Raw genomic sequence first — 16,953 nt, 5'->3', positions numbered from 1 at the left:
GGGGGTCCTAGCCCTCATCCACCGCCAGGGCCAGTCGGACGGCACGCTGCCAGCCGCGATAGCGACGGTCGCGATCCTCCGAGGAGGCCGTCGGCGAGAACCGGCGATCGAGCCGCCATTGCTGCTCGAACTCCTCCGGTTCCGGATACAGCCCGGCATCGAGCCCGGCCAGATAGCCCGCACCCATCGCGGTGGTCTCGCGGAACGCCGGCCGGTCGACCGGCAGCCCGAGCGTGTCGGCCAGGAACTGCATGGTCCAGTCGCTCGCCGACATTCCGCCATCGACGCGGAACACGACCTCGTCGGTCGAGTCCGGGTCGCGCCCGTCATCGGCGAGCATCGCCGCCAGCAGATCCCGCGTCTGGAAGCCGACACTCTCGAGCGTCGCCCGGGCCAGCTCCTTTTTCGTGGTGCCACGGGTGATGCCGGTGACCAGCGCCTGCGCACGGCTTTCCCAGTGCGGTGCGCCGAGGCCGGTGAAGGCCGGCACCAGATAGACCTGCTGCGCCGGATCGGCGGCCTCTGCCAGACGCCCGGTCTCGGCGGAGTTCTCCACCAGGCCGAGCCCGTCGCGCAGCCACTGCACGGCGGCCCCCGCCGAGAAGATCGAGCCCTCCAGCGCGTAATGCCGCTCGCCGCGGCGCTGCCAGGCGATCGTCGAGAGCAGCCGGTGTGCGGAGCGTTTCATCACCGTGCCGGTGTTCAGCAGGATGAAGCCGCCGGTGCCGTAGGTCGCCTTGATGGTGCCGGGGCGGAAGCAGGCCTGGCCGATCAGCGCCGCCTGCTGGTCGCCGGCGATACCGCGGATGGCGATCGAGCCGCCGAACAGGTCGGGCAGCGTGCTGCCGAACTCGCCGGCGCTGTCACGGATCTCGGGCAGCAAGGCTGCCGGGACACGCAGCAGCCGGAGCAGCTCGAAGTCCCAGGTGCCGTTGCGGATGTCGCACAGCAGGGTCCGCGACGCGTTGGTGGCATCGATCGCGTGCACCTTGCCGCCGGTGAGGCGCCAGAGCAGGAAGCTGTCGACGGTGCCGAAGACGAGCTCGCCATTCTCCGCACGAAGGCGCGCGCCCGGAACATGGTCCAGGATCCAGGAGATCTTGGTGCCGGAGAAATACGGGTCGATGCGCAGGCCGGTGCGCTCGGCAACCAGCTCGGCGTGACCATCGCGCTCGAGCCGGTCGCAGATGTCCGCGGTGCGGCGGTCCTGCCAGACGATGGCATTGTGGATCGGACGGCCGGATGCACGGTCCCAGATCAGGGTGGTCTCGCGCTGGTTGGCGATCCCGAGTGCGGCAATATCGGAGGCGTCCAGGCCTGCCTTCTCGAGCACGGCGCGCGCGGTTCCGAGCACCGTCGCCCACAGCGTTTCCGGGTTGTGCTCGACCCAGCCGGGCTGCGGGTAGATCTGCGGAAACTCTTCCTGCGCCTGCGCGACCGGACGCATGGCGGCATCGAAGATGATTGCGCGTGTCGAGGTCGTGCCCTGGTCGATCACCAGCACATGCGATCGATCCGACATGCTGCCGGAACCCGGGAGCGCTGAACTCATGGCGGTTACTCGGAACAGAAAGCGGCCCGGACATCCAGCATCGGATGTCCGGGCCTGTTATCGTGCAGATCAGCCCTTGTTCGCGTTCGGCGCGGGCTGACCGGGCGCCCAGCTCTTGAGCAGCTCGTCATAGTCGATGGTCTGGCCCTGCGGCTTCTCGTTGGCAAGCTTGCGCTGCGGCGCCAGGTTCCCGTCCGCCTCGGACTTCTTGTACCAGTATTCAGGCGTCATCACCGGGTTCATCTTCGGCCCGAGATCGCCCTGCACGCCGGAGCGCTCGATCCGCGACATGATCGCGTCCTGGTCGCGGGCCAGCCCGTCCATCGCCTGCTGCGGCGTGACCGAGCCGGCGATCGCGTTCGACACGTTCTGCCACCAGACCTGCGCCATCTTGCCGTAATCGGGCACGTTCACGCCGGTCGGTGTCCAGTTCTTGCGAGCCGGCGACCGGTAGAACTCGACCAGGCCACCGAGTTTCGGCGCGAGGTCGGTCAGCGCCTGGCTCATGACGTCGCTCTCGCGGATGAGATGCTGCGTCGTCACCGCCTTCTTCAGGGTCACCGACTTCGAGGTGCAGAACTGGGCGTAGAGCCAGCCTGCCTTGACGCGCTGCGGATCGCCGTATTTCAGCATGGTCCAGCAGCCGCAATCCTGGTAGCCGAGCTTCTGGCCTTCCTTCCAGTAAGCGCCGTGCGGGCTCGGCGCCATGCGCCACTTCGGCGTGCCGTCGGCATTGAGCACCGCCGAGCCGGGCTTGGTCATCGACTCGGAGAAGGTCGTGTACCAGAAGATCTGCTGCGCGATATGGCCCTGCGACGGCACCGGGCCGGCCTCGAGGAAGTCCATGCCGGCGGCTTCCGGCGGGGCGTACTTCTTGAGCCACTCGACGAACTTGGTCAGTGCATAGACGGCAGCCGGCCCGTTGGCGTCGCCTCCACGGCTGACCGAGGAACCGCGCGGCCGGCCGTCCTCCATGCGGATGCCCCACTCGTCGACGGGTCGGCCATTCGGCAGACCGCGATCGCCGCCGCCGGCCATCGACAGCCACGCATCGGTGAAGCGCCAGCCGAGCGACGGGTCCTTCTTGCCGTAATCCATGTGGCCATAGACGCGCTCGCCGTCGATCGTCTTGACGTCGTTGGTGAAGAACTCGGCGATGTCCTCGTAGGCCGACCAGTTCACCGGAACGCCGAGCTCGTAGCCGAATTTCTGCTTGAACTGCGCCTTCAGCTCCGGACGGGCGAACCAGTCATGCCGGAACCAGTAGAGGTTGGCGAATTGCTGGTCGGGAAGCTGATACAGCTTGCCGTCGGTGAAGGTGCCGAACGAAAGTCCGATGAAATCCTGCAGATCGAGCGTCGGGCTGGTGACCGCCTTTCCGTCACCCGCCATGAAATCGGTCAGCGAGCCGCCGATGATGTCCTTGTAGCGCGGATGGGTGCCGATGAAGTCGCTGTCGTTCATCCAGAAATCGTAGATCGGACGGCCGGATTGCATCTCGACTTCGATCTTGTCGACCAGCAGGCCCTCGTCCATCAGGTCGTGATTGACCTGGATGCCGGTGATCTCGGCGAACGCCTTGGTCAGCGTCTTGGATTCGTACTCGTGGATATTCAGGATCTCGGAAACGCAGCTCACCTTCATGCCGACGAACGGCTTGGCGGCGCTGATGAACCACTCCATCTCCGCCATCTGCTGGTCCTTCGACAACGTCGAGGGCTGGAATTCGCTATCCACCCATTTCTTGGCAGCATCGACCTGCTGGGCATGCGACGGGCGGCTGTTGATCAGGATGCCGGCACCGGCGACGCTGGCGATCGCGGCGCCCTTGATGGCAGTGCGTCTGGTAATTTCCATGGTTTTCCTCCTCTAGGGTTTGCCGGTCCATCGCCTTCTACGGGCTGGCTCCGGCCTGGTCGGGGTCGTACTTCTGCAGGGGGTCAGGCGAACCGGAACATCGCCGCGCAGTAGATCACGGACAATATCGCAGCCGGCCACATCATGATACCGCCTGTGAAACGTATCCAGAAGATGTAGATGAACGCCGTGCCGATCAGCGACACGAAAAGCCGGTCGCCGCGTGTGGTCGGGAACCGCAGGATACCGCGGCGCGGCACCTCCGGCCGGTAGATCGCGAGCAGCGTCATGACCGTCAGCAACAAGGCGATGACGAGAAAGAACGTCGCGGTGTACCAGTTCCAGGCCATCCAGCCCATGATCGTTCTCCTCAGACCCGACCGAGGGCAAAGCCCTTGGCGATGTGGTTGCGAACGAACCAGATGACGATGGCACCGGGGATCATCGTCAGCACGCCGGCCGCCGACAGCAATCCCCAATCCAGGCCTGCCGCCGAATAGACACGGGTCATGACGGCCGCGATCGGCTTCGCGTTCACGGTCGTCAGCGTCGTCGCCAGCAGCTGTTCGACCCAGGAGAACATGAAGCAGAAGAACGCCGCGACACCGATGCCATTGGCGATCAGCGGCAGGAATATCTTCAGGAAGAAACGCGGGAACGAGTAGCCGTCGAGCGCCGCCGTCTCGTCGATCTCGCGCGGCACGCCGGAGATGAAGCCCTCCAGGATCCACACCGCCAGCGGCACGTTGAACAGGCAGTGCGCCAGGGCCACCGCCCACACGGTATCGAACAGCCCGATCGAATAATAGAAATTGAAGAACGGCATCGCATAGACGGCGGGCGGCGCCATCAGGTTCGACAGCAGCCAGAAGAACAGGTGCTTGTCGCCGATGAACCGGTAGCGGCTGAAGGCATACGCCGCCGGCAATGCCACCGTGACCGAGATCACGGTATTCAGCATGACGTAGGTCAGCGAATGCAGGAAGCCGAGATACCAGGCCGGGTCGTTGAAGATGTGGCCGTAATTGGCAAAGGTCAGCTGGTGCGGCCAGAGCGACAGCCGCGACGTGATCTCGCCGTTGGTCTTGAACGACATGTTCAGGAGCCAGTAGATCGGCAGGAACAACGCCACCAGATAGGCGGCGATGCCGATGGAACGTCCTTGCACGCGCATCACACGTCCTTCCGGCGATCGAGCTGCGTCATGACGGTGAAGAACACCCAGCAGATCGTCAGCGTGATGAGATTATAGACCAGCGACATCGCCGCCGCGTTGCCGAGATCGACCTGGCCGAGCGCGATCTTCACCAGGTCCAGCGAGAGGAAACTGGTGGACTCGCCGGGGCCGCCGCCGGTGACGATCGACGGTTCGGTATAGATCATGAAGCTGCCCATGAAGCGCAGCAGCACCGCGATCACCAGCACCTTCTGCAGCTTCGGCAGCTCGATGTTGCGGAATACCGACCAGCGGCTGGCGCCGTCGATGCGCGCCGCCTGGTAGAATGCATCGGGGATCGATTTCAGGCCTGCATAGGCGAGCAGCGCCACCATGCCGGTCCAATGCCAGACATCCATCACGACGATGGTGGCCCACGCCCCGGTCGGATCCTGGGTATCGTTGTAGGCAATGCCGAGATGATTGATCACGTAGCCGAGCAGCCCGATATCGGCACGGGCGAAGATCTGCCAGATGGTGCCGACCACATTGTACGGGATCAGCAACGGCAGCGCGATCAGCACCAGCGTGGCGCCGACCTTCCAGCCATGCCGCGGGATGCAGATCGCCGCTGCAATGCCGAGCGGCAGCTCGATCGCCAGCACCACGAAGGAAAAGATCAGGTTTCGCACCAGGGCGGCCGAGAAACGCCCACCGATATCGGTCGTCGGATCGAGCAGGTTCTGGAACCAGGCGATACCGTTGAAGAAGAAATTGTTCTGCCCCATCGTGTCCTGGACGGAGTAGTTCACGACCGTCATCAGCGGGATCAGCGACGAAAACAGGACGAACACCAGCACCGGGATCACGAAGAACCAGGCACGATTATTGAGTGGCCGGTCCATCAGGCTGCCTCGCCGGTTATGCGTTCATCATCGACATAGACGTGCAGGTGCTCGGGCGCGACCCGTAGCCGCACGATCTCGCCGTTGAGGTCGGTGCCGGCCGGTAGCGTCGCCACCAGCTCGTGCTCGCCGAGCGCCACGCGGGCGAGCCTTCGCCGACCGAGATCCTCGATCCGGCGCAAGGTGACCGGGATGCCCTCGCCGTCCGGCGCCACGGTCGCATAGTCCGGCCGGAAACCGAGCTGCACGCGTCCCGCCGGCGGCACATAGCGGCTCGCCAACGGGAACACCGCATCCGCAACACGGGCGGCACTGCCCTCGATGCTGGCAGGCAGGAAATTCATCCCCGGAGAGCCGATGAAGTAGCCGACGAATGCGTGCGCAGGCCGCTCGAACAATTCGGTCGGGGTGCCGATCTGCAGCACGCGGCCGTCATTCATCACCACCACCTCGTCGGCGAAGGTCATCGCCTCTACCTGGTCGTGGGTGACGTAGATCATCAGCATGTCGAGCGCCTCGTGCACCGCCTTCAGCTTCGAGCGCAGCTCCCACTTCAGCGCCGGATCGATGACCGTCAGCGGCTCGTCGAACAGCACCGCGGAGACGTCCGAGCGCACCAGTCCACGGCCGAGCGAGATCTTCTGCTTGGCGTCCGCGGTCAGCCCGCGGGCCCGGCGATCGAGCACCGGAACCAGATCCAGCAGGCCGGCGATCTCCATCACCCGGGCATCCGCGACACGCTTGTCGACGCCGCGATTGCGCAGCGGGAACAGCAGGTTCTGGCGCACCGTCATGGTGTCGTAGATCACCGGGAACTGGAACACCTGGGCGATGTTGCGCTTCTCGGTCGAGACATGCGTGACGTCGGTCTGGTCGAACAGCAGGCGCCCGTCCGACGGCGTCACCAGCCCGGAAATTATGTTGAGCAACGTCGTCTTGCCGCAGCCGGACGGCCCGAGCAGAGCATAGGCGCGGCCATGCTGCCAGACGTGGTGCATCGGCTTCAGGGCATAGCGCTTGGCCTCTCCCGGATCCCGGGAGGGATAAGCATGCCCGATGCCGTCGAGGGTGATGCTGGCCATCGTTTTCCTTCAGGCCCCGACGAGATGCGGCGTGGCGGCCGCCTGCGCCGAAGCGATGCGCGATCCGTCCGCCGTGAACACGAAGATCCCCGCCGGATCGACGGCAACCGCGGCCGCGGCACCCGGACGCCAGTCATGCACGCCGAGCACCAGGCATACCCAGACCGCGAAACCGAGATCGACATGCACGAAGCTTTCCGAGCCGCTGATCTCGGTCACCGAAACAGTGCCGGTGAACACGGTGCCCGGTGCGCTGCCCGCGGCCACGTCGTGCTCGACAACCGTGGTGCTCTCGACGCGGAACCCGATCCGGTAGCTGCCATCCGCCATGGCCGGCACCATGTCCGGCGGCAGCGGCGTGCCGTCACTGCGGGTCGCGCGGCCGCCCTGCATCTCGACCACGAGCTCGTTCAGCGGCGGATCGGAAAACACCCTCGCCGCATCCAGATTGTCCGGATCGCGATACAGCAGCGGCGTCGGTCCCTCCTGCGTCAGCCGACCCTGCCAGAGCGTGGCGGTACGACCGCCCAGCAGCAGCGCCTCGGACGGCTCGGTGGTGGCATAGACCAGGATCGCACCGGACGCCGCGAACAGCCGGGGCAGTTCCTCGCGCAATTCCTCGCGCAGCTTGTAATCCAGGTTGGCCAACGGCTCGTCGAGCAGCACGAGCTCGGCCTGCTTGACCAGCGCGCGGGCGATGGCGGTACGCTGCTGCTGGCCACCGGACAGTTCCGCCGGCAGACGTTTCAGGTACGGCTCGAGGCGCAACACGCGCGCCGCCTCTGCCACCCGGCGCTCGATCTCGGATTTGTCGATACCGGCGACACGCAGCGGCGACGCGATGTTCTCATACACCGTCAGCGACGGATAATTGACGAACTGCTGATACACCATGGCGACCGACCGATGCCGCACCGGCACCTTCACGACGTCCTTGCCGTCGACCAGGATGCGCCCGGAGGTCGGCCGATCGAGCCCGGCCATCAGTCTCATGAGCGTGGTCTTGCCGCTGAGCGTCGGTCCGAGCAGCACGTTCATGGTGCCACGCTCGAATGCCAGGCTGACATCGTCGATGTAGATGTCGGCGCCGACCTTCAGCCCGACATGCTCGAGGATGACGCTCATCGGGTATGCTCGATCTCGGTCGGACGGGCGACGACGGCGGATGGCGGCATAGCCAGCGGACCCGGTACCAGCTCGGCGACCAGACCGCGCATCGCCTCCTCCAGAGCTGCCTGCGCCGGCGCGTCGAGCCGCAGCCCGAGCTTGGTGCGGCGCCACAGCACGTCCGCCGCCGTCCGCGCCCACTCGTGCTGCACCAGGTAGCGCAGCTCCGCCTCGCTCAGGCCGGCGCCGAAATCACGACCCAGATCCTGTGACGAATGAGCGCCCGCCAGGATCATCTGCGACCGCGTGCCATAGAGCCGCAACAACCGACGCAGCTGCTTGCGCGGCAGGAACGGATAATCGCGCTCCAGCGCCGCAAGCTGGCTGTCGAAGCCGTCGCGCGGGAAATCGCCACCCGGCAACGGCAGCGTGCCGGTCCAGCCTGCGCTCTTCCCGGTGGCCGCCGGCAGATGCGGGTCGAGCTTGGCGAGCACGGATTCCGCCAGCCGCCGATAGGTCGTGATCTTGCCGCCGAAGATCGTCAGCAGCGGAGGCTCGCCTTCCGCCGCATCGAGCTTCAGCACGTAGTCGCGGGTGGCTGCCTGTGCCGCGGATCCGGACGCCTGCTCATGCTCGGCGTAAAGCGGACGGACGCCGGAATAGGTCCAGCACACCATGTCGGGTGTCACCGGAGTTTTCAGGTAATCGCTGGTCGAGCGGCACAGATAGGCGATCTCCTCGGCCGACGCGCGGACGTCGGCGGGGTCGCCGTGATAATCCTGGTCGGTGGTGCCGATCAAGGTGAAGTCCTGCTCATAGGGAATGACGAAGAATATGCGCTTGTCGTCATTCTGGAAGATGTAGCACCCGTCATGCTCGTACAGGCGCGGCACGACGATGTGGCTCCCCTGCACCAGCCGTACAGGGGCGCGGTTATTGTCGCGCACGACGTTCTGCACGACCTGGTCGACCCAGGGCCCGGCCGCGTTGACCAGCGTTCGCGCCTGGATCACCGCGCGCGTTCCATCCGGACCTGCAACCGTGACATCCCAGATGCCACCATGCTTTTCCGCCGAGACGCATTTCGTGCGTGGCGCGATGATGGCACCCATCGACGCGGCAGCGGACGCATTCAGTACCACCAGGCGACTATCCTCCACCCAGCAATCGGAATACTCGAAACCACGCCGGAACTCCGGCTTCAGCGGGCCACCGGTGACATCGCGGTGCAGATTGACCGACCGCGTCCGCGGCAGCAGCTTGCGGCCGCCGATATTGTCGTAGAGGAACAGCCCGAGCCGCAGCAGCCAGCGCGGCCGCAGCTTGCGGTGGTACGGCAGCACGAAACGCAGCGGCCAGACGATATGCGGCGCGATGCCCCACAGCACCTCCCGCTCGCGAAGCGCTTCGCGCACGAGACGGAATTCATAATATTCGAGGTAGCGCAGTCCGCCATGGATCAGCTTGGTGGATGCGGACGACGTGCCGGAGCCGAGATCGTTCTGCTCGCACAGGAACACGCTGCGACCGCGACCAGCAGCGTCACGCGCGATACCGCACCCGTTGATGCCACCGCCGATGATGGCGATGTCGAAGACCTGGCTTGCAGCCGGCTCGACCATGAACGTTGTTCCCGAACGTGCGCGTTATTCGCAGCGCTTGTTTCGGTTCCGAATGTCACACGCGCAAAGAGAACATGCAAGCGCGCAAATCGCGCGAGCCCCGAGCCGACCGGTCAGGCTTGCGGATCCACCTCGTCCGGACCGGTCTCGATCACCTCGACGCCGGCATTGCGGCACAAGGCGGCGAGCTCCGGGTTCGGCAACCGGTCCGTGACCAGAACGTCGATCTCTTCCAGCCGGGCGATCCGCACCGGCGCGCGGCGGGTGAATTTCGAGGAGTCCGTGACCAGCACCACGCGGCGGGCATTCTCGATGATCGCACGCGAGACCTGCACCTCGCGCAGGTCGTAATCGAGCAGCGCGCCGTCGCCGTCGATCGCCGAGGTGCCGATCACCGCGACGTCCGCCTTGAACTGCCGGAACGCGTCGGCGGCAAGGCGGCCGACGATGCCGCCATCGGAATGGCGCAACGTGCCGCCGGCGACCACCACCTGGATCGCATCGTAACGATACAGCTCCATCGCGACGTTCATGTTGTTGGTCACCACCAGCAACCCGCTCCTGCCCGCCATCGCCCGCGCCACCTCCTCGGTGGTGGTGCCGAGGTTGAGGAACACCGAGGTGTCGTCCTGGATGAGTGCCGCGGCCGCCTCGCCGATGCGTCGCTTGGCGCTGCGCGCGACCTGCTTGCGCGCCTCGTATGCGAGATTCTCGACACCCGATGCGATGATCGCGCCGCCATGCACGCGGGTGATGACGCGCGCCTCGGCAAGTTCGTTCAGGTCGCGCCGGATGGTCTGCGGCGTCACGGTGAACCGGGCGGCAAGTTCCTCGACCCCGAGCCGGCCGGTCTCGCGCAACAAGGCGGTGATGTCCTGCTGCCGGCGGGACAGGATCCGCAACGATCTCTCGTCACTCATCCGCGTCGGTCAACGTGCATTCGGCAATCCGAAATTGAATGCGAGCGAGATGCGCAGGCGGTCACCGCGATACGGCCGCACCTGGTGGAACAGCCAGGACGGAAACAGGAACAGCAACCCGGGCCGCGGCCGGATGGTCTCGCCGCTGCCGGCCGAAGCGCCATCCTCGCCAGCGAACCGCAAAGCCGGCGCATACATCCCGGGGCCGGGGCCGCGCGGATCGAGCATCTCGAACTCGCCGCCGAGCGCCGGATCATCGGCGCATCCGCCATCGTCGACGTAATAGGTGCCGGACCAGAACGCGCCAGGATGATAATGGCAGATATTGCCGTCTCCGGGACCGTTAACGTTCGCCCAGGCCTGCATCGACCAGGCCGGCCGCAACGGCTGGCCCTGGCGATCCGCGACCATCTGCGTCGCCACCTGCCGGGCCAGTTCGAGCACCTCGTTGGCCTCGACGCCTCCCCAGTCGGCGATGTCGCGGTCCGAGTGCCAGCCACCGGCGTTCGAGGCCTGCACCGATGGCGTTTCCGCCCGCCGCCGCAGGATGGTCGCGCGAAGCGCGGCGTTGCGCGCCTCGGGATCCGGGAGCTGCACCGCCGCCACCGGAGTCGCGAACAGGCCCTTCACGGCGATATCGAGACGCGCCATCGCGTCGGGCTCCTGCGAACATGGCTGGTTCGGTTTTCTGGAAACCGATCCTGATCCGAACATCATGGGCCGGAACCGCACATCGAACCAGATGCAAACGCAGAACCGATGAACCGGTCAGGCCACCTTGCCGGACAGGATCTCGAGCACGGACACGCCGTAGCGTTCCAATTTCGACGCACCGACCCCCTTGATCGCCGCGAGCCCATCGAGGCTCGAAGGGCGGTCGGCGGCGATGTCGCGCAAGGTCGCGTCGCTGAAGATCACGTAGGGCGGCACCGCCTGTCCCCTCGCCTCGGCAAGCCGCCAAGCCCGCAACACGGCAAAGCGGGCCTCGGCCTCGGTATCGAGGGAGCGCACCGCCGCCGCCGATCCGCGTGATCCGCTGCCGCCGCTGTTGGACACAGCAACCGCATCCGCCAAGGCGCCGGCAGCCGGCTCGCTCAGCAGCACCGACTGCTCGCCGCGCAGGATCGGCCGGGCGACGCTCTCTTCCAGCGCCAGGCTGGCATACTCGCCGTGCGTGCGCAGGGCCCCGCGCGCCACCAGTTGGCGGATCACCCCGCGCCAGAACCCTTCCGGCTTCTCCCGCCCGATCCCGAACAGCGCCAGGGCGTCGTGACCGTGGCGCTTCACCGCCTCGGTCGACTTGCCGCACAGCACCGACACCACATGCACGGCGCCGAACCGTTGTCCGGTGCGATAGATCGCCGACAGCACCTTCTGCGCCGCCACGGTGCCGTCGAAGGTCAGCGGCGGTGACCGGCAGTTGTCGCAATGGCCACAATCGGTCGGCAGGATCTCGCCGAAGCAGGCCAGCAGCGCGCGCGTGCGGCAGCCGACCGTTTCGGCCAGCCCGATCATCATCTCCAGCCGCTGCCCCATCACCCGCTTCTGCGCCGGCGGAGCCTGGCTCTGGTCGAGCCAGTGGCGGGCGCGCGCCATGTCCTCGGCGCCGAACAACAGCAGCGTGTCCGAGCGCTCGCCGTCACGGCCGGCGCGGCCGATCTGCTGGTAGTAGCCCTCCGGGCTGTCCGGCATGTCCAGATGCACGACGCTGCGCACGTCCGGCCGGTCGATCCCCATGCCGAAGGCGATGGTGGCGCAGATCACGATCGGCTCGCCGGAGCGGAAACGCAGCAGGCCGGCGCGCTTCTCGATCGGCGCCAGCCCGGCATGGAACGGGATCGCCGGCCAGTTGCGCTCGCGCAGGGACCGGGCAATCCGCTCGGTCTTGTTGCGGCTGCCGCAATAGACGATCGAGGCCTCGTCCTTGTGCCGCCCGAGCAGCTCGAGCAGCTGGGTGAGCTCGGAGCCTTTCGGCCGGGCGGCGATATGCAGGTTTGGGCGGTGGAAGCTCGCCACCAGGATCTCGGCATCGGGCATCGCCAGCGCGTCGATGATGTCGGCGCGAGTGCGCGGATCGGCGGTGGCAGTCAGCGCAATCCGCGGCACCCCGGGCAGCCGCTCCGGCAGCTGGGCCAGCGCGCGGTATTCCGGCCGGAACTCGTGACCCCAGGCGGACACGCAATGCGCCTCGTCGATGGCGATGACGGAGATTTCCAACCGCGACAGCCGGTCCAGCATACCGGGCGACAGCAGCCGCTCCGGCGACACGTAGAGCAGGTCCAGCCTGCCCGCCGCCAGATCCGATCGGATCCGCGCGGCGTCCTCGCTCTCGAGTTCGGAATGCAGGGCGGCCGCGTTCACCCCGACCTGGCGCAGGGCTGCGACCTGGTCGTCCATCAGCGCGATCAGCGGCGACACGACCAGCCCCATGCCGGGACGGCAGAGCGCCGGCACCTGGTAGCAGATGCTCTTGCCGCCGCCGGTGGGCATCAGCACCAGTGCGTCGCCGCCCGCCATGACGCGATCGACCGCCTGCTGCTGCAGACCGCGGAAGCCGGGAAAGCCGAACACCCGCGCCAGCACCGCGGCCGGGCTGTCCGGATCACCACCATGGTCAGGATCCGCCGACCGTTCGAGCGTGGTCAGCATGGTCGGGTCAGGGCGATGCGAACCCGATCTCGACCCGGCGCGCGGATACGCCCGGCTGCTCGTTCGACGGCGCACGCGGGCTCTCGCGGATGCGGCTGGCTGCCACGCCATCGGCCTGCAAGGCTGCCGCCACCGCCTGGGTACGCGCCTCGGACAACGCCTCGTCGGCATCGAGGTCGCCATGTGCCGCCGCATAGCCCGCGACCAGCACGGTGACGTCCGGATGCCGGCTGGCGGCACCGGCAGCATGCAGCACCACGCCGCTGCCCGGACCATCGATCGCGGCGGAGCCCTTGGTGAAGAACACGACGTATTTCCGCCCGATCTCGTTGTCGCCAGCACTCAGGGTGGCGCAGCCCGAGAGCAGGCAGAATCCGACAAGGCATGACAGCCGACGCATGGGTGCTCGTTCCGATGTTGTTGCGGATACAGGTGCGGCCAAGGCAGGCCGAGCGTCAATCCGGGCGTGCCGCTTCCTCGGCATCATCGCGGGGGTTGGGGCGGCCGCATCAGCCTGCGGCGGCTGCGGCAAGGCCTCCGGAGAGCCGCCAGATGCGGTCGAGTCGCTCGACCCCGGTGAGCCGGTGCGCGATCAGGATGACGGTGCGGCCCGCCGCGACCTGGTTCAGCGTCGCCAGGAAGGCCTGCTCGGTTTCGGCGTCCAGCCCCGCGCCGGGCTCGTCGAGGATCAGGATCGGGGCCGGCGACAGCAGCGTGCGGGCAAGGGCGATTCGTCGGCCCTGGCCGCCCGACACGCCGGTGCCACCCTCCCCGATCCAGCTCTCCAGCCCATCCGGCAGCCCGCGCACAAACTCCGCGATCGCCGCCTGCTCGAGTGCCTGCCACAGGCTTGCATCGTCGGCATCCGGGCGGCCCAGCAGGAGGTTGGCGCGGATCGTGTCGTTGAACAGGTGGGTGGACTGGCTGAGCCAGCCGATCGAGGACCGCAGCGTGGCGTCGTCGAGGTCGCCGAGATCGACCCCGCCCAGGCTGATGCTGCCCGATTGCGGGATCGCCACTCGAAGCAGCAGCGCCGCCAGGCTCGACTTGCCGGACCCCGAGGGCCCCAGGATCGCCACGCGCGCGCCTTGCGGGATCTCCAGGGTCAGGTGCTCGAACACCGGCGGCCGGTCGGGCTGCCAGCGGAAGCCGACGTCGCGGAAGCGGATGGTATGGCCCTTCTGGACCGGCGCCGTGGCACGCAGCAGCGCCTGTCGAGCCTCGTCTCGCTGCAAATCCCGGCCGGGCGTGTCGAGCCCGACCACCCTGGCGGCGGCGTGTGCCACGTTCCCGGCGAGCGCGCCGGCGCGCACCAGCCCGCTTGCGGTCTCGAAGCAGGCGAACAGCACGAACAGCAGCAGTGTCGCGAAGATCGGATCGGTGCGCCCGAAGGCGAGCCCCGCCACCGAGGCAAGCACGACGACCACCGCAAGCTGCTGGCACAGGAAGGATGCCGCACCGGCCAGGGCGGTGCGCTGCGCCAGCGTCTGCTGCAACGACAGCAACGACGCCTCCCGGCCCTGCACCCCGGCCAGCATCCGGCCCTCCCCGCTGAAGGCGCGGACCTCGCGCAGCCCACCGACCAGGTCCAGCACCGCGATCCGCAGGCGCGCCGCACGACCTGCCAGTGCCGCGGAGTCGCGATACACCAGGATCGCGGCAGCGAGTGGCAGCAGCAGCGCCGACAACACGAACAGCAGTGCCAGCGCCACCGCGAGAGCCGGTCCGTGCCGCAGCGCCAGCAGGAACAGGATCGGCAATGCGATCACGGCGCTGGCCAGCGGCACCAGGATGCGCAGATAGAGGCCGTCGAGCGCCTCGACGTCGCCGACCATCCTGGAAAGCAGGTCGCCGGAGCGCCGGAACCCGAGGCCGCCCGCGGCACTGCGTGCGACCCGCCGGAAGAACCACACCCGCAGGTCGGCGAGTGCCCGGAACGTCGCATCATGCGTCGAGAGTCGCTCGCCATACCGCAGCAGCACCCGACCCACACCGAGCACCCGCAGCAGCAGCGCGGATGCCAGCACGAGCCCGGCGCCGGTGCCGGCGAGTCGCAGACCCGACGCTCCGAGCAGGGCCAGTCCGGCCACGAACGCCACCATCGACACCAGCAACCCGATCAGCAACCTGAGCGCCCGGGGTCGCCAGAGCGACAGGATCGCCAGGACCGGACGCAAGCCGCCGGTGCGGGGATCATCGCCGGCGGTCGACGCGGTCACCGGTGTCGACGGCGCGGCATCACCCGGAGCCGCGGTCATGCGGATGCGTCCTGTGGCAGAGCCGGAGCCGGCCGCCCCTGCACGATGCGGCCACGCGCGAGGTCGATCCGGCGTCCGGAGAAGGCGTGCGCTGCAGAGGAATGGCTGGCCAGCAGGACCGTCCGGCCGACCGCGAGCCGACGCAGGCTGTCCAAAATCTCGAGCTCGGTTGCCGGGTCGAGATGAGCGGTCGGCTCGTCGAGCAGCAGCAGCGGGGCATTGCGCAGGAACGCGCGCGCGATTGCCACACGCTGCGCCTGGCCGCCGGAGAGCCCGTAGCCGCCTTCGCCGATCCGCGTCTCCAACCCCTCGGGAAGGGTGGCGACGAAGCGGTCCAGGGCTGCGGCCCGCATGGCGCTGGCAAGTTCGTCCTCGGTGGCACCGGGCCGGGCGAACAGCACGTTGTCGCGCACGCTGCCGGCAAACAGCAGCGGGCGCTGGCCGATCCAGGAGGTCATGCGGGACAGCGCCTCCGGCACGATCGTCGCCAGATCTGCGCCGTTCAGCGTGATGCGACCCTCCTCCGGGCTCACGAAGCCGAGCAGCATCTCGATGATCGTCGACTTGCCGCTGCCCGACTGCCCTGCCAGCACCACCGTTTCGCCGGCCGGGATGCGGAAGCTGATGTCGTCGAGTGCCCGCCCGCGTGCCGGATCCCAGGAAAAGCCGACATGGTCGAAGGTCACGCTGACGCCGTGCGCGGCGACCGTCCGGACTGGAGCTGCCGCCACCTCCGGACCTGCACCCGGCAGGCCGGCGGACGCGGCGGGCACGATCGCGGGCGACAGGTCGTCCAGCGCCTCCGCCGCTCCCGCCGCCTGCATGCGATCCTGGTAGGCCAGCGCAAAATTGCGCAACGGGACGAAGAACTCAGGTACCAGCAGCAGCGCGAACAGCGAGCGCGGCAGCAGCGATGCGCCGACCCAGGATGTGGCCGCACCGCCGGCTGCGAGGAGGGTGCGGCCATCCAGCAGCGCGATGATGATGAGCGCCGCCGCCAGCGCGCAATCCAGTGCGGCGGAGGACAGGAACGCCACCCGGAGCACCCGCATGGTGCGCTGGCGCAACTCGTCCGCGGCGACGCCGAGCTTGGCAGCCTCGTCGTCGGCGCGTCCCGCCAGCACGATCGTCGCGATGCCGCGGACGCGATCGAGGAAGCGCGCCTGCAACCGGCCCATCGCGACGAACTGCCGCCGGGCTGCCACCGCGGCGCCGATTCCGAACACTGCCTGCGACACCGGCACCGCCAGCCCGCACAGCAGCAGCACCAGGGCGGCGCGTGGCTGCACCACCAGAACGACCACCAGCACCAGTCCCGGTGACAGCACGGCGAGGCTGGCCGCCGGGATCCAGCGGCCGAAGAACCCGTCCAGGCCCTCGATCCGATCCACCACCAGGGCGGTCAGCGCGCCACTATGTTGCCGACGAAGCAGCGACGGCCCCTGCGCCAGGATCGACGCCAGCGCCTCCCCCCGGAGCCTGCGACGCGATCCCGCAGCGGTGGCGGCGGCGGCGGTCTCCTGGCGGATCTGCAGCAGCGCCCGAAGCACCGCCAGCGCCGCGAACACCGCGACCGGCCACCACATGGCCGGGCCCGCCCCGCCTCGCTGTCCCGGCGCCATGGAATGCCCGCCACCGAGGCCGGCCAGTGCGGAGGCGAGGACCGCCGCAACACACCAGGCCTGACCGATCGCGAGGGCGGTCGAGGCCACGCCGCACAGGATCGCCGGCATCGCCTGGCGCCTGCCGATCCGGGACTGGGCGCGCGACCAGGCGCGAATGACGGTGCGGTTGCTGCTCATCTCACAGCCGATCTAGACACGACGGGGGACGATGCACAGGCCC

At 67.7% G+C, this 16,953-nt stretch carries 14 protein-coding genes; all 14 read right to left on the bottom strand.

Annotated features, from left to right (window positions below; genetic code table 11):
- Positions 1-7: 7 nt before the first annotated feature.
- Entirely contained in the window at positions 8-1,522 is a 1,515-nt protein-coding gene (gene glpK, locus ACOEQ2_RS15215; protein ID WP_419731245.1) for a glycerol kinase GlpK, read from the bottom strand.
- Positions 1,523-1,621: 99 nt separating this feature from the next.
- The gene (locus tag ACOEQ2_RS15210) at positions 1,622-3,409 is read right to left on the bottom strand and encodes a hypothetical protein (protein ID WP_419728799.1); all 1,788 of its coding nucleotides are present in this window, start codon (positions 3,407-3,409) and stop codon (positions 1,622-1,624) included.
- Positions 3,410-3,492: 83 nt separating this feature from the next.
- Positions 3,493-3,768 (bottom strand): DUF2160 domain-containing protein, encoded by a 276-nt coding sequence (locus tag ACOEQ2_RS15205; RefSeq protein ID WP_419728798.1) that lies wholly within the window; start codon positions 3,766-3,768, stop codon positions 3,493-3,495.
- 11 nt (positions 3,769-3,779) lie between these two features.
- Positions 3,780-4,577: a carbohydrate ABC transporter permease gene (locus ACOEQ2_RS15200; RefSeq protein WP_419728797.1), complete on the bottom strand. Its 798-nt coding sequence runs from the start codon at positions 4,575-4,577 to the stop codon at positions 3,780-3,782.
- Positions 4,578-4,582: 5 nt separating this feature from the next.
- On the bottom strand, positions 4,583-5,470 hold the full coding sequence (locus ACOEQ2_RS15195; RefSeq protein WP_419728796.1) for a carbohydrate ABC transporter permease: 888 nt from the start codon (positions 5,468-5,470) through the stop codon (positions 4,583-4,585).
- Positions 5,470-6,552 (bottom strand): ABC transporter ATP-binding protein, encoded by a 1,083-nt coding sequence (locus tag ACOEQ2_RS15190; RefSeq protein ID WP_419728795.1) that lies wholly within the window; start codon positions 6,550-6,552, stop codon positions 5,470-5,472. The genes ACOEQ2_RS15195 and ACOEQ2_RS15190 overlap by 1 nt, the downstream gene beginning before the upstream one ends.
- A 9-nt stretch (positions 6,553-6,561) precedes the next feature.
- Complete coding sequence (locus ACOEQ2_RS15185; RefSeq protein ID WP_419728794.1) at positions 6,562-7,677, bottom strand: ABC transporter ATP-binding protein; 1,116 nt, start codon at positions 7,675-7,677, stop codon at positions 6,562-6,564.
- Complete coding sequence (gene glpD, locus ACOEQ2_RS15180; RefSeq protein WP_419728793.1) at positions 7,674-9,281, bottom strand: glycerol-3-phosphate dehydrogenase; 1,608 nt, start codon at positions 9,279-9,281, stop codon at positions 7,674-7,676. The genes ACOEQ2_RS15185 and glpD overlap by 4 nt, the downstream gene beginning before the upstream one ends.
- A gap of 113 nt (positions 9,282-9,394) precedes the next feature.
- Positions 9,395-10,201 carry a DeoR/GlpR family DNA-binding transcription regulator gene (locus ACOEQ2_RS15175; protein ID WP_419728792.1) on the bottom strand — a complete coding sequence of 269 codons (807 nt, stop codon included), beginning with the start codon at positions 10,199-10,201 and terminating at the stop codon, positions 9,395-9,397.
- A gap of 9 nt (positions 10,202-10,210) precedes the next feature.
- On the bottom strand, positions 10,211-10,852 hold the full coding sequence (locus tag ACOEQ2_RS15170) for a TIGR02466 family protein (protein ID WP_419728791.1): 642 nt from the start codon (positions 10,850-10,852) through the stop codon (positions 10,211-10,213).
- A gap of 117 nt (positions 10,853-10,969) precedes the next feature.
- Positions 10,970-12,850, bottom strand: coding sequence for a DNA helicase RecQ (gene recQ, locus ACOEQ2_RS15165; RefSeq protein ID WP_419728790.1), 1,881 nt, complete (start codon positions 12,848-12,850; stop codon positions 10,970-10,972).
- A 7-nt stretch (positions 12,851-12,857) separates the two neighbouring features.
- Positions 12,858-13,250, bottom strand: coding sequence for an OmpA family protein (locus ACOEQ2_RS15160; protein WP_419728789.1), 393 nt, complete (start codon positions 13,248-13,250; stop codon positions 12,858-12,860).
- A 109-nt stretch (positions 13,251-13,359) separates the two neighbouring features.
- Complete coding sequence (gene cydC, locus ACOEQ2_RS15155; protein WP_419728788.1) at positions 13,360-15,108, bottom strand: thiol reductant ABC exporter subunit CydC; 1,749 nt, start codon at positions 15,106-15,108, stop codon at positions 13,360-13,362.
- Positions 15,105-16,910, bottom strand: coding sequence for a thiol reductant ABC exporter subunit CydD (cydD, locus tag ACOEQ2_RS15150; protein WP_419728787.1), 1,806 nt, complete (start codon positions 16,908-16,910; stop codon positions 15,105-15,107). The genes cydC and cydD overlap by 4 nt, the downstream gene beginning before the upstream one ends.
- Positions 16,911-16,953: the final 43 nt, after the last annotated feature.

Origin of the sequence: Lichenicola sp. (genome assembly GCF_965198575.1) — a bacterium.
Lineage (GTDB): Bacteria > Pseudomonadota > Alphaproteobacteria > Acetobacterales > Acetobacteraceae > Lichenicola.
The sequence above is the reverse complement of the archived record's forward strand: the minus strand, read 5'-3'. Positions and strand labels throughout refer to the sequence as shown.

Excerpts from the sequence above, each read along its gene's own strand:
- glpK (WP_419731245.1), bottom strand. The coding sequence starts at position 1,522 with ATGTCGGATCGATCGCATGTGCTGGTGATCGACCAGGGCACGACCTCG.
- ACOEQ2_RS15210 (WP_419728799.1), bottom strand. The coding sequence starts at position 3,409 with ATGGAAATTACCAGACGCACTGCCATCAAGGGCGCCGCGATCGCCAGC.
- ACOEQ2_RS15205 (WP_419728798.1), bottom strand. The coding sequence starts at position 3,768 with ATGGGCTGGATGGCCTGGAACTGGTACACCGCGACGTTCTTTCTCGTC.
- ACOEQ2_RS15195 (WP_419728796.1), bottom strand. The coding sequence starts at position 5,470 with ATGGACCGGCCACTCAATAATCGTGCCTGGTTCTTCGTGATCCCGGTG.
- ACOEQ2_RS15190 (WP_419728795.1), bottom strand. The coding sequence starts at position 6,552 with ATGGCCAGCATCACCCTCGACGGCATCGGGCATGCTTATCCCTCCCGG.
- ACOEQ2_RS15185 (WP_419728794.1), bottom strand. The coding sequence starts at position 7,677 with ATGAGCGTCATCCTCGAGCATGTCGGGCTGAAGGTCGGCGCCGACATC.
- glpD (WP_419728793.1), bottom strand. The coding sequence starts at position 9,281 with ATGGTCGAGCCGGCTGCAAGCCAGGTCTTCGACATCGCCATCATCGGC.
- ACOEQ2_RS15175 (WP_419728792.1), bottom strand. The coding sequence starts at position 10,201 with ATGAGTGACGAGAGATCGTTGCGGATCCTGTCCCGCCGGCAGCAGGAC.
- ACOEQ2_RS15170 (WP_419728791.1), bottom strand. The coding sequence starts at position 10,852 with ATGGCGCGTCTCGATATCGCCGTGAAGGGCCTGTTCGCGACTCCGGTG.
- recQ (WP_419728790.1), bottom strand. The coding sequence starts at position 12,850 with ATGCTGACCACGCTCGAACGGTCGGCGGATCCTGACCATGGTGGTGAT.
- ACOEQ2_RS15160 (WP_419728789.1), bottom strand. The coding sequence starts at position 13,250 with ATGCGTCGGCTGTCATGCCTTGTCGGATTCTGCCTGCTCTCGGGCTGC.
- cydC (WP_419728788.1), bottom strand. The coding sequence starts at position 15,108 with ATGACCGCGGCTCCGGGTGATGCCGCGCCGTCGACACCGGTGACCGCG.
- cydD (WP_419728787.1), bottom strand. The coding sequence starts at position 16,910 with ATGAGCAGCAACCGCACCGTCATTCGCGCCTGGTCGCGCGCCCAGTCC.